15 protein-coding genes and 1 pseudogene are annotated in these 14,227 nt (G+C 52.6%); 5 read left to right on the top strand and 11 right to left on the bottom strand.

What is annotated here, in order from left to right; all coding sequences use genetic code 11:
• Positions 1–30 precede the first annotated feature (30 nt).
• On the top strand, positions 31–843 hold the full coding sequence (locus PaeBR_RS23000) for an ATP-binding cassette domain-containing protein (protein ID WP_410512751.1): 813 nt from the start codon (positions 31–33) through the stop codon (positions 841–843).
• A complete protein-coding gene (locus PaeBR_RS23005; RefSeq protein WP_410512752.1) occupies positions 840–2,510 on the top strand; it encodes an ATP-binding cassette domain-containing protein in 1,671 nt (556 codons plus the stop codon). Before PaeBR_RS23000 ends, PaeBR_RS23005 begins: the two co-directional genes overlap by 4 nt.
• Here PaeBR_RS23005 and PaeBR_RS23010 read toward each other — a convergent pair.
• From PaeBR_RS23010 to PaeBR_RS23050, 9 genes and pseudogenes are all read right to left on the bottom strand, one after another.
• On the bottom strand, positions 2,499–3,383 hold the full coding sequence (locus tag PaeBR_RS23010; protein WP_410512753.1) for a nitroreductase family protein: 885 nt from the start codon (positions 3,381–3,383) through the stop codon (positions 2,499–2,501). The two genes, PaeBR_RS23005 and PaeBR_RS23010, sit on opposite strands and share 12 nt — an antisense overlap.
• Positions 3,384–3,512: 129 nt before the next feature.
• Positions 3,513–3,716, bottom strand: a pseudogene (locus tag PaeBR_RS23015) (aldo/keto reductase); the annotation flags it as partial.
• A gap of 7 nt (positions 3,717–3,723) precedes the next feature.
• Positions 3,724–4,593 carry a DMT family transporter gene (locus tag PaeBR_RS23020; RefSeq protein ID WP_410512754.1) on the bottom strand — a complete coding sequence of 290 codons (870 nt, stop codon included), beginning with the start codon at positions 4,591–4,593 and terminating at the stop codon, positions 3,724–3,726.
• Between the two features lies 1 nt (position 4,594).
• A complete protein-coding gene (locus tag PaeBR_RS23025; RefSeq protein WP_410512755.1) occupies positions 4,595–5,848 on the bottom strand; it encodes a multidrug effflux MFS transporter in 1,254 nt (417 codons plus the stop codon).
• Between the two features lie 221 nt (positions 5,849–6,069).
• Positions 6,070–6,237, bottom strand: coding sequence for a hypothetical protein (locus PaeBR_RS23030; RefSeq protein WP_410512756.1), 168 nt, complete (start codon positions 6,235–6,237; stop codon positions 6,070–6,072).
• Between the two features lie 661 nt (positions 6,238–6,898).
• Positions 6,899–7,516 (bottom strand): alpha/beta hydrolase, encoded by a 618-nt coding sequence (locus PaeBR_RS23035; RefSeq protein WP_410512757.1) that lies wholly within the window; start codon positions 7,514–7,516, stop codon positions 6,899–6,901.
• Between the two features lie 2 nt (positions 7,517–7,518).
• Entirely contained in the window at positions 7,519–8,466 is a 948-nt protein-coding gene (locus PaeBR_RS23040; protein ID WP_410512758.1) for a ring-cleaving dioxygenase, read from the bottom strand.
• A gap of 18 nt (positions 8,467–8,484) precedes the next feature.
• A complete protein-coding gene (locus PaeBR_RS23045; protein WP_410512759.1) occupies positions 8,485–8,886 on the bottom strand; it encodes a DoxX family protein in 402 nt (133 codons plus the stop codon).
• A gap of 120 nt (positions 8,887–9,006) precedes the next feature.
• Positions 9,007–9,438: a MarR family winged helix-turn-helix transcriptional regulator gene (locus PaeBR_RS23050; protein WP_410512760.1), complete on the bottom strand. Its 432-nt coding sequence runs from the start codon at positions 9,436–9,438 to the stop codon at positions 9,007–9,009.
• Positions 9,439–9,695: 257 nt separating this feature from the next.
• On the opposite strand from PaeBR_RS23050, the gene PaeBR_RS23055 reads away from it, so the two are divergent.
• A complete protein-coding gene (locus tag PaeBR_RS23055; RefSeq protein WP_410512761.1) occupies positions 9,696–10,382 on the top strand; it encodes a futalosine hydrolase in 687 nt (228 codons plus the stop codon).
• Complete coding sequence (locus PaeBR_RS23060) at positions 10,379–11,239, top strand: 1,4-dihydroxy-6-naphthoate synthase (protein WP_410512762.1); 861 nt, start codon at positions 10,379–10,381, stop codon at positions 11,237–11,239. Before PaeBR_RS23055 ends, PaeBR_RS23060 begins: the two co-directional genes overlap by 4 nt.
• 470 nt (positions 11,240–11,709) lie before the next feature.
• On the opposite strand, the gene PaeBR_RS23065 is transcribed toward PaeBR_RS23060, so the two are convergent.
• Together PaeBR_RS23065 and PaeBR_RS23070 are read right to left on the bottom strand one after the other, a co-directional pair.
• Positions 11,710–12,162 carry a flavin reductase family protein gene (locus PaeBR_RS23065; protein ID WP_410512763.1) on the bottom strand — a complete coding sequence of 151 codons (453 nt, stop codon included), beginning with the start codon at positions 12,160–12,162 and terminating at the stop codon, positions 11,710–11,712.
• Positions 12,163–12,183: 21 nt separating this feature from the next.
• On the bottom strand, positions 12,184–13,083 hold the full coding sequence (locus PaeBR_RS23070) for a DMT family transporter (RefSeq protein WP_410512764.1): 900 nt from the start codon (positions 13,081–13,083) through the stop codon (positions 12,184–12,186).
• A 137-nt stretch (positions 13,084–13,220) separates the two neighbouring features.
• Here PaeBR_RS23070 and PaeBR_RS23075 point away from each other — a divergent pair, with 137 nt between their 5' ends.
• Positions 13,221–14,198, top strand: coding sequence for an aldo/keto reductase (locus tag PaeBR_RS23075; protein WP_410515286.1), 978 nt, complete (start codon positions 13,221–13,223; stop codon positions 14,196–14,198).
• The last annotated feature ends 29 nt before the right edge of the window (positions 14,199–14,227 follow it).

Consider the following 14,227-nt stretch of genomic DNA (forward strand, 5'->3'; position numbering starts at 1 on the left):
GATTACAGCTACAGGGAAGCAGGCACAAAGATGATTCAAGCACACAACCTAACGTTATTCTTCCGGGACGGACAGCAAAAGCTGCCTGTCCTGCAAGGAATCGATCTGCATATCCGGCGGGGTGAATGGCTTGCGCTTACCGGCGCTAACGGGTGTGGGAAATCGTCGTTCATCCGCACCTTAAATGGTCTGCTCACGCCTTCCGGGGGAAGTCTGACCGCTGCCGGCCTTGATATGCGTGCTCCCGAAAACCGGAGGGCTGTCAAAGAGCGCATTCAGCTTGTATTCCAGAACCCGGAATCGCAATCTATCGGCTCCACACCTTCCGAAGACATCGCATTCGGGCTGGAGAACCGGGGCGTACCCCGGAAGGAGATGCGGGAGCGAATCGGGGTGCTTTTGGAACAAGTGGGCTTGGCTCACAAAGCGGGGGACGACATTGCCACCCTTTCCGGCGGGGAACGCCAGCGGCTTGCCGTTGCCAGCTGTCTCGCTCTGGATGCCGGGATGATTATATTCGATGAGGTTACATCCATGCTCGACCCTGCCGGACGCAGGGACATCTTCTCCCTCGCCCGCAAGCTGTGGAATCAGGGAACAACCGTGCTTTGGGTTACCCAGCGCATGGAGGAACTGTGTGAAAGTCCGCGAATTGCAGTGATGGAGGCAGGCAAACTTATTTATGACGGAGAACCTCGTACGTTATTCTATGAATCTTCTCTTCCGGGTAGCCTGGGCTGGGATCTCCCGCCTGCCATTGGCATTGGGCACTTGCTTAAGGCTCAGGGCTGGGCCGACGAGCTGCTGCCCCTAACAGAAAATGATCTTGAGGGAATACTATGATGATTCAGTTAGAGGATGTTTCTTTTTCTTATGATCAAAAAAGGGTGCTGCATAACATCAGCCTCGACATCGCCGAAGGCGGACTAACCCTGGTCTGCGGTGTGACCGGCAGCGGCAAGTCAACCCTGCTCCGCCTGCTGTCCGGGCTGGAGAGACCGGCTTCCGGCAGTATTATCTATCGGCAAAATGATGAAAATCCCTTCGTTTCCATGGTGTTCCAGCAGCCGGAGACCCAGCTGTTCGCCAGCAGTGTATATAAGGATATCGAGTATGGCCTGGAGCAGCGGGAAGTGCCTAAATCCCGGCGGCCGGAGCTAATCCGCAATGCCATGGAGCAGGTGGGACTTCCGTATGATCCATTCAGCCAGCGGTCTCCCTTTCTGCTAAGCGGCGGCGAGAAACGGCGGCTCTGTATCGCCGGAGCTATTGCCTCACCCCCAGGTTTGCTTGTACTGGATGAGCCCACAGCAGGCCTCGATCCCCCGGCAGTCCGCGGTTTACTGGACACGCTTCAGGATTTGCGCCGATGCGGGCTGACCCTTGTCATCGGCACCCATGATTTGGACAGTTTCTTCCCGATTGCCGATGAGGTCATTGTGATGACACAGGGTACCGTTCATTATCAAGGTCCTGTGGCACCACTAACCGCCGATCCGGACAAGCTGGGTACTGCCGGTCTGGAAACTCCGGCTTATGCCCGAATGGGTCAAAAGCTTATTGCACAAGGACGCCTTTCGTTTATTCCGGATAGCCCCGAGAGCTTGCTTAGGGAGCTTGAGTCCCAGACTTTTCCTGTTCCATGCAGCAGCAACAGAAAGTTGGCTGAGGATAAGTACAGCAAGGAATACATAACATTAGCACGGAATGAGAGGGACGGGGAGCTTTCTGCTGCGGAACCGCCGAGTAACATTTCCGGACGGATATCGCGCTGGCAAGGTCTTGATCCACGCGTAAAATGGCTGGGAATGGTATTATGGTCGCTGGTGATTCTGGGGATGAATTCTCTGCCGCCCCTACTGCTTGCAGCAGGACTTATTGCCGCATTGATCCGGTCTGCCGGCATTTCCTGGAGAAGAACAGCGGAATTCTTTCAGCCGTTTCTGATCATGTTTCTGTTTCTTTGGCTTCTGTCGTCCGTTTCCTTTCAAAAAGCCGATTGGCAGCTTGGTCCCGTTGGTATTTCCTACTCGGGTGCTGTTCAGGGGGGACTAAGCATTCTGCGGTTTGTGCTGCTGATTGCGCTCGGATTTCTCTTTACGGAGACGACCACCGGCGCCCCGCTGCGCGAAGCCTTGGAGTGGGCGATTACCCCTCTGAAAAAGCTAGGTATCCGCACGCGGAATTGGTCACTCGCCGTCTCGGTCACCCTGCAGTTTGTTCCCTGGATTCTCCGCAAATTATCCCAGCTGCAATTGGCGCTGAGATCGCGCGGACGCCAGAGGAACACGTCCAAACGCTGGACGCCAAGGCAAATCTCCCTGTTAATGGTGCCTCTGCTTATTCTGGTCATCGGAATGGGCGATGAGCTGGCGACAGCCATTGAGTCGCGCGGCTATGATCCCGCGAAGGAACGAACCGCCTGGTATGTCCTGATCTGGCAGCGCAGCGATACATTGGCGCTGATCTTTATCCTGCTGACAGCAGCCGTATTGTGGTTAATCTCCTGAGTGGCTGCTGCCTGGACTCAAGCTCCAGCTGGCAATATACTCGGTATGTTGGTCTTTAACGTTTAACTGCGGGTCGTTTATGACCCAGGAACCCTTGATTCCCAGTTCGTAACGGACCAGATCGAAATTACAGGCGGCAATACCGATGTCGATCCGCTGCATCTCAAATCCCAGCTTATTGCCGCTGTAGTTAGGGGTATGAACCAAGTAAAAGTGTACCGTCCTCCGGTCTCCGGACAGCACTATTCTCCAAGGCTGCTTGTTGGAGGCAGACGGCCCCAGCCTTACCATTTCCAGCGGAGATACCAAAGCTCCGGCCGCTTCCCGGGTCAATGGCGTCTCAAAGTCAGAATCATAAAAAAGCTGCTCCCATGGCTTCTTGTTGTCGGCTTTGACTACATAGCGCAAGGTAGTATCTAGCAGCCGCTGTTTCTCCCGGGCATAACCGACGGGGGTGATGCAGGGGATAATTTCATCCTGTCCCAGTTCAATCTCACGCGCGAATGAATTGCGGTTAAACGTCCCGCCAACCCAGCAGGTACCCAGGTTGAGTCCGGTCAGATACAGAATAAGCTTGTGGAAAATATAACCGAACTCTACCAGCGCCTTTTTCTCATTTTTGATCCGGCCAACCAGATATGCCTGCGGATTCTGTATTAATCCGTACGCTCCAAGCTTGATTCCTTTTTCCCCGTTATCGCCTTTGGCCCAAATCCATTCGATATTCGCTTTCCCTCCGAACAGTCCGGTCAGATTCTCTTCAATCTCCAAATAAGCCAAAACCGCATGGTAGATTTCCCCGTCAATAGGCGTGGACTCATAGGCCCTTACAGATTTACGCTTTTCAATAATTTCGATGACCGAGCTTCCCATACGTTCACACTCCCCTAGTATTATTTATTATACAAAAAGATGTCCCCGCATAACGCAGAAGCCATCTACTAAGTATCTATAGTATTTATTCCTCGATCTTAATTGCGGCCGGTTTAGTATCTCCGATTGAGCCTGGGGGAGCAGCTGCTCCGCATGCCCTGAGCCGTATACATCGGCTGTATCAAAGAAATTAACGCCGCTGTCTATCGCCTTCTCCAGGCCTTTTAACGCATCGATATCGCTGGAGCCTCCCCAATCCTCGCCGATCCCCCATGTCCCGAAGCTGACCTCACTGATTGAAAGTTCTGTATCTCCCAACTGCCGGTAATTCATGTCTCCGTTACTCCTGCTTACGGGTTCTGCGATTGACCAAAGTGACACTCAGTAGAATAATAACAAGTCCGATGATAGTGTTCAGGTAGAGTGCTTCCTTCAGAAAAAGGACGCCCCACAGGATGCCGAAGATCGGAACAAGGAAGGTAACACTCAACGTCTTCACGGCACCTACATTTTGAATTAGACGAAAATACATTAAATAGGCCACAGAAGTACAGAGCAAAGATAAGCCAAGTACGGATAAAACGGCAGAAGCAGGCGGCAGGTGGCGCGGAAAATAAATTACCGCGAGCGGCAGCAGCACAACGCTGGCTCCGAGCTGCTGTCCGATGGCAAGCGTCAGCGGCTCTATTCCTTTACCGGCATGCGAAGCATATAAACCGCCGAAGCCGTAAGATAAGGCGGCCCCGAGCGAAAATACTACGGAGGCAAGGATTTTGCCCTCCATAGGGACCGGACTCCAGCCGACCAGAACAGCGACTCCGGCAAGCCCGATGACAAGACCTGCGCTCTTGGACCAACCGGGTTTTTCCTGTCCCATACCCCAGGCCGCAAGCGCCGTGAACATCGGTGTCGTTGCATTGAGGATGGCAGCCAGAGAAGCGCTCAAATGCAGCTCAGCCATACTAATCAGCGTGAAGGGAAGCGCGGCATTCAGCCCGCCGAGAATAAGGAAGGCCTTCCAATGCCTCAGGATTCCCGGCTTAAGCCCGCGCAGAAAAGCAAATAACAGCAGAGCAGCCGCTGCCAGACTTACACGCAGCTCCGTCGTAAAGACCGGACCGAAGGCCGGAGAAGCAATTCTCATGAATAAGAAGGAAGCGCCCCAAATCAGGGCCAGTGATAATAAGGCAGCCAAATCTTTACCTCTCATATCAGGCTTTACCCCCTCTTACCAGAAAACTATACGCCGCAATGGAGCAAATGCCCGCAGAGGCAATGACAATCGCCATCGGGAGCGCGGTTTCTCCACCGCCAAGACCCACTAACGGAGCCACACTACCGCCAAGCAGCAGCGGCAGCAGTCCAAGCAGCGCCGAAGCGCTTCCTGCGGTGTCCCCTTGATCCTGCATCGCCAGTGAGAAACTGGCCGCCCCAACCATGCCTACACTGGAAACAACGGCAAACAAACAGATGAGGATGGGCGCAAGCCCTCCCCCGGCCAAAACCGTAACCAGCAGCAGCACACCGCCGGATGTACAAAGCAGCAGGCCGCTGAGCAGGAGTTTGCGCTCACCCACTCGACCGGATAATCTGCCGGCAACCTGCCCGGACAGAATAATGCCCACTCCATTCATGGCGAAGATCAGACTGTACATTTGGGGCGAGACGCCAAAAATATTCTGCAGAACGAAGGAAGACCCCGAGATATAGGCAAACATTGCAGAAGTAACAAAACCCTGCGATAAGGCATAGCCCATAAATTTCGCATTGCCCAGCAGGGAGCGGAAGGTTCTGAGAGTGCCTTTCAACCCGTTACTGGACCGCCTCTCCTTCGGCAGTGTCTCCGGCAATCGCAGTAAAATAGTAGCAAAAAAGAGAAGTCCGGCCACAAACAGCACCACAAACACACCCTGCCAGGAAGTTACCCGCAGCAGTTGTCCACCGAGAACGGGCGCCAGGATGGGACCGAGTCCGTTCACTATCATCAGGAGGGAGAAAAACTTGGTCAGCTCAGAGCCGGTATACAGATCCCGGACCGCCGCCCGTGAGATAACCACTCCTACAGATCCGGCCAGTCCCTGGACGAAACGAAGTGCAATAAGAAGCCCGATCGAAGGGACAAAGGCGCAGAGCAGCGATGAGATTGCATAAATCATCATTCCAATGAGCAGCGGAAGCCGGCGTCCATATACATCGCTGAGCGGTCCGGCGATCAGCTGTCCGAGGGCCAGTCCCAGTAAAAAAAAGGTCAAACTTAGCTGCACAAGTGCAGCTGTCGTACCGAAATAGCTGCTGAGCGCGGGCAGCGCAGGCAAATACATATCAATCGACAAGGGACCGATCGTTGCTATGGACCCCAAAATGACTGCCAGCTGCAGTCTCTGCTTCCGTGAAGGAGCAAATGCGGCAGCAGCGTTCCTATCATTCAGTTTCTCTATCATGCAGAATACTTCAACCTTTCTCATGCAACCCTTACGGCCGTTTTTGTATTCTTCATACTACCTGAAAGGGGCTGAAAGATTCAATCCTTTTATCCCCATCCTTTGAGTGTATTTTCAGCAAATGCTATTCATAATAGAGTGCATACTTAGCTTCGTCCTGTTGTTATCCTTGGGGCTATTATTAGATAGATACTTTTTTCTATATAAGTTGAAATTATGAATTTTCTAAAATGGCTTACTCGTAACTACAGTGAATGTTGAACTTCTTGGCCGCTGTTGTCGTAAGAAATTCTTGATGTGTACCGCTGTCCGCGGTTGTAATCCGGAGATCCATGCAACCGCTGCCGCTTTTCGGCAATCGTCCCATCCTCTCTGCTTGGTTCAGCGTAACCCTTAAGGTCCATCTCAAGCATTGCTCTTTGGTTTACTGGCCTTGCCTTGGCGTATGAGCATTAGCAGGAAAAACTCCTTTTAATTCACTTCGTGGGGGCGTAACGTCACCGTTAGAGGGAGAAACTCCCTTTAATTCAGGTAATAAACCGTTCCCAAGAGAATTAAAGGGAAATTATACCACTAAATCCGGCCATAATGAGGAGAACACTCACATTAGAGGGAGAAAATCCCGTTAATTCATTTCGTGGGAGAGTTACGTCTCCATTAAGAGGAGAAATTCCTCTTATTTAATAACCCGCCAACACAGCGGAGGGCCCTACGGGATTCTGGGGCTACGATAGTTTTCGGCTATAACCGCGATCGGAAGACTCCTCCGAACCCTTAGCAGCATGATTCACGATCGGTTAGCCGCTGATTTTGGTTTTGAGCCGGTATTCTAAAATGGTTTTACTCATAATTACAGTGAATGTTGGACTTCCGGCCGCTGTTGTTGTAAGAGGTGGTGAAGGTTATGTGGGATCTGTCCCGCAAAACCAGGTCAAATGAGACACTGCTCCCTGCGGGTACGGCTGCCGCCAGTTAAAGGATTACAACAAGAAGGACCTCCATTATCACTTACTTCAAGTGATAATGGAGGTCCTTTTTAGATTAATGCAGGCAATGAACACAGTTATGCTTATATTAGGTTCCGGATTCACTCCGCTTTTGCAGCCAATGTCTGGCCGCTTCGGCTTCCGCCGCGCTGAGCCGGTGACCCTGGTTGTCCCAGTGCATCGACACCGCTGCCCCTGCCCCTTGCAGCAGTTCCTCCAGCTCCTGGGTCTCCTCCGAAGGAATGAGGGGATCATTCAGGCCCGCTCCGATGAAGACTGCAACCCCGCTCATAGAAGGAAGCGCAAGCCCACGCAGCGGAACCATCGGATGCAGCAGAACCGCAGAGCGGAAGATATCCTTATAATGAAACAGCAGGCTGCCGGCGATATTCGCACCGTTAGAGTAGCCGACAGCAGCCAGTTGATTGGCATCGAACCCGTACTCTGCCGCTGCCTGATCGAGGAATTCCTTGGTCTCACGGGTGCGGAAGATCAGATCTTCTTCATCGAATACCCCTTCGGCCAGGCGCCGGAAGAAACGGGGCATGCCATTCTCCAGAACATTGCCCCGGACGCCCAGTACAGACGAGCCAGGAGACAGCAACTCCGCGAGCGGCAACAGATCATTCTCATTCCCTCCTGTGCCGTGGAACAACACGAGCGTTGGCTTGGTTACGTCCGTACCCTTGCGGAATACATGAATCATCCTTACTTCACCTCTATTTCACGTATTTGAATAGGACTCAGATTCTCTTCGATAGCCGCGCGGTGCGGCTCGAACCAGGACGGTAGCATCAGCTTTTGTCCCAAGGCATCCGGCGCTTCATCACGGGCAAAGCCCGGAGGATCGGTCGCAATCTCGAACAGGATTCCGCCTTCCTCGCGGAAGTAGATGGCATTGAAGTATTGACGGTCCTGAACAGGGGTTGGCTGATAGCCGTGACTTTGTACGCGGCGGCCCCACTCCAGCTGCTCGGAGTCATCTTTTGCCCGCCAGGCGATGTGGTGGACCGTACCTGTGCCTCCTGATCCCTGCGGAACAGCCGCCGCCTTCAGATCTATAATATTACCCAAATCTGCAGTTGTTCTATAACGGATATACCCGTCTCCTTCAGCGATCCGTTCCATTCCCAGCGTACGGCTGAGGGTATCCGCTGTTTTCAGCGGGTCCGTACTGTAGAGGACAGCACCGCCAAAACCTTTGATCGCATGCTGCACAGGAACTCCGGCGAAGGACCACTGGCTAAGCGGACCCTCCTCCCGTTCCACCAGCTCAACCCGCAAGCCGTCGTAATCCGCGAAGGAAAGATAGGCTTCCGAGATTCTGTTTACTTTGGTAACCGCAATCCGGTACCCGGCAAGCCGCTGCTCCCAGAACTCCAGTGAGCCAACAGGCACCGCGTAAGTCGTTACGCCAACCTGACCGCCGCCGATTCTTCCTTTGCGCCCTGTCGACCAAGGGAAAAACGTAATAATGGTTCCCGGTGCGCCGCTTTCATTCCCGAAATACAGATGATACACCTCGGGAGCGTCGAAATTAATTGTCTTCTTCACGAGCCGCAGCCCGAGAATACCGGCGTAGAAATCCGCATTCCGCTGGGCATCGCCAACGAAAGCCGTAATATGATGTATGCCTGCACTTTGAAGCGTCGTCATTATGATTAATCCCCTTTCTTAGTTGAAAAAGAGTGCGTCGAGTGAAATCGAACCCGGGCCTGACAGCGCCACGCCAGCCGCGACCACCAGCAGAATCAGCGGAAACTCATACCCATTAGACGTAGACCAGAAACCGTTGGGACCGTGAACCTTAACAATAGCGCCAAGCATAGTAGCGATAAGCAGCACTGCCGCAATTGGAGTCAATAGACCGGCTGCGAAAAGCAAGCCTCCAACCAGCTCCATCAGACCCGCCAGCACGGCCATGGTAACCCCGGGTTTAATGCCGACCGACTCCATCCAGCCGCCGGTACCTTTCGGGCCGTAGCCACCGAACCATCCGAACAGCTTTTGTGCACCATGCCCAATAAATGCAACCCCGATAACCAATCTTATCAACAATAACCCTACACTAACCATTTTTAATCCTCTCCATTCTCTTTGATTTAATTATCTTAATGTTAAGATATTAGGTAAAAAATTTTTGACTTAGATCCTATTGTATAAGTTTAACTGAAGGCGTGAGTCTTATTGAACACTCTATACGCCTTTGCCCAGCTTTTTCAGCAGCTCTATAGCCTGGTCCTTCTCTTCGGTGTTTAACCCGCCCATAAGCCCATGAATGGAAGAGACATGACGGGGAAATATTTCGTCAAAAAGCTTCCGGCCCGCTTCTGTAATCTCAGCATAAGTAACACGCCGGTCTTCACTGCAAGGCACGCGCTTCAGCAATCCCTTATTCTCCAGCTTATCGATATTGTACGTAATACTTCCGCTCGTAACGAGAATCTTCTCCCCGATCTGCTGCAGCGGAATGCGGGTGCGGTGATACAGCACTTCCAGCACCATGAACTCTGCTGAGGATAGCCCGTGACTCTTCATATCCTTGACCGCCTGATCCATCAGACTCTTGTACGCTTTCGACAATACCACAAATAATTTCAGCGAAGAAGCCTGATCCTTGTCGCTCATTGTTCCACCTCCGATCCTATGTTTGCATGTAAACCTTATGAGATACTTCGGATAATTAATTATCTTTAAGTTAATTATCTTTAAGTTAAGATAAATATATACCTTTGCAGGGGTATTGTCAACGGCTTTTTTGCAAAAAAATGACCTTCGTTTGACCTCGCCTCCAAAACGGCGTATCCTTTTCCTTGCGTATCCAAGCTAAGGGTGCCCATATTTCAGCAGATATTATTCTTATGTATATAAAAGGGAGGCGGAGAATGGACTCACACTTTGGCGATTCCACCGGAGAAGCGGTGGAGGGACGTCGTGTGCTGATCGTGACGGCAGTCGCGGCGGAGCGGGACGCGGTCCTTCGCGGCCTGCAGGGCAGCGACAGGTTCCACGTTGTCGCGGCGGGCGCAGGCACCGCAGCTGCGGCGGCGGGAACCGCCGCGGCGCTGGCAGCCGGGTCCTACGGCTGCGTCATCAGCGCCGGGATCGGCGGCGGGTTCCCGGGGCGGGCGCCCGTAGGCTCGCTGGTCGTAGCCAGCGAGATGATTGCCGCCGACCTCGGGGCGGAGACGCCGGAGGGCTTCCGCAGCGCTGCCGAGCTCGGCTTCGGCAGCGTGTCCGTGCCGGCCGACCCCGGCACGGTGCAGGCGGTTGCGGCCGCGCTCGCAGCGGCCGGGCTTGCGGTAAGCACGGGACCCGTGCTTACCGTCTCGACGGCGACCGGCACGGCAGAGACGGCCGCCGCTCTGGCCGCGCGGGTACCGGGCGCGGCCGCCGAGGCGATGGAAGGCTACGGCGTAGCCGTCGCCGCCCATGCGCTGGGGCTGATGGCGCTGGAGCTCCGCGCCATCTCGAACCCGGTCGGCCCGCGCGACCGGGCCGCCTGGCAGATCGGCGAAGCATTGAATGCACTCGCGGCAGCCGCCGCTACACTATTGGAGGTGCTCAAATGACCGTAACAACCAGCGAGCTTAACATTGCATTCTCTCCTTGTCCCAACGATACCTTTGTATTCCACGCCTTGGCTCACGGACTTGTGCCGGGTGCTCCCAAGCTGAATGTCACCTATGCCGATATCGATATTACGAACGGCCTTGCTGCCGAGGGCAAAGGTCCCGAAGTACTCAAAATCTCCTATGCCGCCCTGCCCTGGGTGCTGGAGCGGTACAAGCTGCTGCCTTGCGGCGGAGCGCTTGGCCGGGGCTGCGGGCCTCTGCTGCTGACCAATGGCGGCTCCAGATCAGCGAAACGTCCGGAAGGGCTGGCCGGACGCAGAATTGCCGTGCCAAGTGAGCGTTCCACCGCATATTTGCTGTTCCGCTTATGGGCAGCACAGCACGTAACGGACGGGATCGGTGAAATTGTCGTCATGCCTTTCGATGAGATTATGCCTGCCGTGCGTGACGGCCATATAGATGCGGGACTTGTTATTCATGAAGCCCGCTTCACCTATCCTTCCTACGGTCTCCATATGCTGACCGACCTCGGCAGCTGGTGGGAAAGCGATACCGGCCTGCCGATTCCGCTCGGCGCCATCATTGCCCGCCGCGATCTCGATACGGAGGCCATTACGGGCTGGATTCGCAGCTCCCTTCAATATGCCTGGGATCATCCCCAGGATTCCAGAGAGTATGTGCTGAGCCACGCACAGGAGCTGGCCCCGGAGGTAGCAAAATCACATATCGATCTTTACGTGAACGACTTCTCCATGAACCTAGGTGACAGCGGCTATGCGGCGATATCCGCCCTGCTGGATCGTGCCGCCGCTGAAGGACTTGTGCCTGTGGTAGATCCCGCGCTGCTTCGGTAGTTGGAAGCTTATAGTGAAACAAAAGAAACGAAGAACGTCCCGTATCCACTCCGACAGAGTGGGCACGGGACGTTTTCTATTTTTCCGGAAGGAATGATCCGATACAGTAGTCCGGTGGCGGCAAGTGATGTGTACAAAAGGCCTGGCTGCTCCCCTCCTATCTCGGCAATCAGGAACGCATTGTCCAGTACGAGTGCGCCTCTCGGCGTGTGTTGGATTATTTTACTTTACAGGAAAAATTCCCTCTAATTCGCTCAATTTCGACGATTTAAGTGAATTAGAAGGAAAAATTCCCCTTAATACTATTAATTTCGGCTGATACCTCGATATAGAGGGAAATATCCCCGTTAATTTTTCTAGGCATTCTGCCCAAGCCTAATTAAAGGGAGAAATTCCATCTATTTTTGCCGAATACCTTAGGGGAGCCCGTTGGTGAGCAGGCGAAGATACCTTGCCTCGCAATGTGCGCCTTACGAAAAAAGGGACTCCCCCACAAGCTTACAGCCCAGGAACAGCCTGCATTCCATCGCGATTTTACATTCCTGCACGCGCGGTACCTTTACCGCTTGTCCGGGAACGGTTGTCAGCCCGGCGAGACTGATTTCACTGATGCCGCTTGGAGCATTGATGGAGGTATGATTCACCTTTTCAATATTCTCCTCATCCACAATATGAACCGCAAACTCCTTGCTGCCCAAAATATTGCGGGAGGTATCCTTCAGCTCCCCGTTCTTCAGCCGTCCACACGAGAACATAATCATGGGCGGATCATTATTGACGATGTTGAAGAAACTAAACGGTGCTGCGTTGACGATCCCATTTTCATCCACCGAAGTCACAAAGGCAATCGGTCTGGGCACAATACTGCCGATCAGCAATCTGTAATTATCATGCGCCGACTGCTCATCCGTACGGATAAACATAATAATCCCCCTTAGTTACCTTTAGTACTCAGCCTGCTTTTCCAGGACTGGACGTCCAATCTTTACATTCACCAGAATAATACTGCACACAATAAGCACCAGCCCAACAACAAGATTCCAAGTGATCCGCTCGTTCAAAAATACCACACTTGAGCCTATGGAGATTAACGGGATCAAAAAGGTGAATGAACCCACCTTGCTCGCTTCCCCCTCATTAATCAGCTTGAAATACACCAGCCAACCCAGGGCAATTACAAATATAGCAATAAATAACGTATTCGCTATAAATTCAGAGTTCCAGCTAATATCGGACCACTGCTCCGAGAAGCTTCCGGTAATCAGTAAAAGCACGCCTCCGATCAGAATCTGCATTGCAGTCATCCACAGCCTATCGACACGGATTGCGTTTCTCTTCATATACACGGTTCCGAGCGCCCAGCTCAGGGCACTGGCCAAGGCAAGCACAATCCCCCATAAGGAGACACTTCCTGTAAATCCCCCCATGCTAAGTGAAACTACGCCTAAGAAGCCAATCAGCAAACCGGCAATTTTCAATCCATACATCGTTTCCCCAAGCCACATCCAGGAAAATACACCGAGCAGAACCGGCTGCAGGAAGACAATCGCGGAAAAGAGTCCGGCAGGTACGTACTGCAAACCGATCGTCTGAAATCCATAATAAAAGACGATGCTTAATATAGCGGAGGTTAAATAGATTGGCCACCGCTCTTTTAAGTGAAGCTCCTTAATCCTTGGCAGGGCAAACAAGGTGAGAAGAATTCCTCCTATAATCGTTCTGAGCCCCGCAAACAATATAGGTGGTGCATAAGCTAAGGCGATTTTGGATATAGGCCAATTAATACCCCATACCGTTACTAGAAATGTAAGATAAATAACCGTTTTTCTTTGGGACTGCGGCATAGGGACACTCCTTGTCTTAAGTTTATCCCCTATGATACGACAACTTCCGTCATAAACAAAATAAATGTTCCCCAAAATGAATTATACTTGAGATATCATACCGGATTTGCTATGCCTACTAAAAAGGAGTGATTCCCCTGAAATTTCATCAGCTTGGAAACAGTGGACTTGAAGTATCCCTGCTTGGACTTGGTACCAATGCCTTCGGGAAACGGGCCGACCCAAAAACTTCGATACAGATTATTGACGCTGCTCTAGATCAGGGCATTAGCTTTATGGATACGGCCAATATTTATGCAGGATCAGAATCCGAGAGAATTATTGGATTGGCTCTGGAAGGCAAGCGTCAGAAGGCAGTTCTGGCAACCAAAGCCGGACTGGTCAAAAACCCGGGCCCGAACGGGAGCGGCTATTCACGTTATCATCTCATGCAGGAGCTGGAAGACAGCCTCCGCCGCTTAAAAACGGACTATGTAGACCTGTATCAAATCCATACTTTTGATCCCCGTACTCCACTTGAGGAAACGTTGCGGGCATTAGACGATATGATCTCCTCAGGGAAGGTACGCTACATTGGCGCCTCCAACTATACGGCCTGGGAATTGATGAAAGCCCTCAGTATCAGTGAAGCGAGAAACTTCTCCCGGTATATATCCATCCAGTGCAGCTACTCCCTTGCCGACCGTACTCCTGAAAATGAACTCCTCCCGCTCTGCCAGGATCAAGGTGTCGGTATAATTCCCTATTTTCCACTTGCCGGCGGCATTCTGACCGGAAAATACAATACTGGCGGAGCAGCTCCCGCTGGGTCCAGAGCGGATACAGACCCCAACTTTTCCAGATTCCTCTCCGATAGCCGCATTCAGCTGGGGGAGACGGTAGGGCAGATCGCCACAGAGCTTGGGCATTCTCCTACCGCCCTGTCATTAGCCTGGCTTATGAGCAGACCTGCCGTTTCCACTGTTATTGTGGGCGCCACTAAGGTCGCACAACTCCAGGAAAACTTAAAAAGCGTCTCTATTGCATTGGATTCGAATACACTGGAAAGACTCGATCAGGCCAGCAGCTCCTTTCGTTATGGCGAGCCGTTCGCCTTTTACCGTCTGCCGAAATAAGGCAATCCCAACGCCTATCCAAATAGTGA

Source organism: Paenibacillus sp. BR2-3, assembly GCF_046529485.1.
Lineage (GTDB): Bacteria > Bacillota > Bacilli > Paenibacillales > Paenibacillaceae > Paenibacillus_AQ.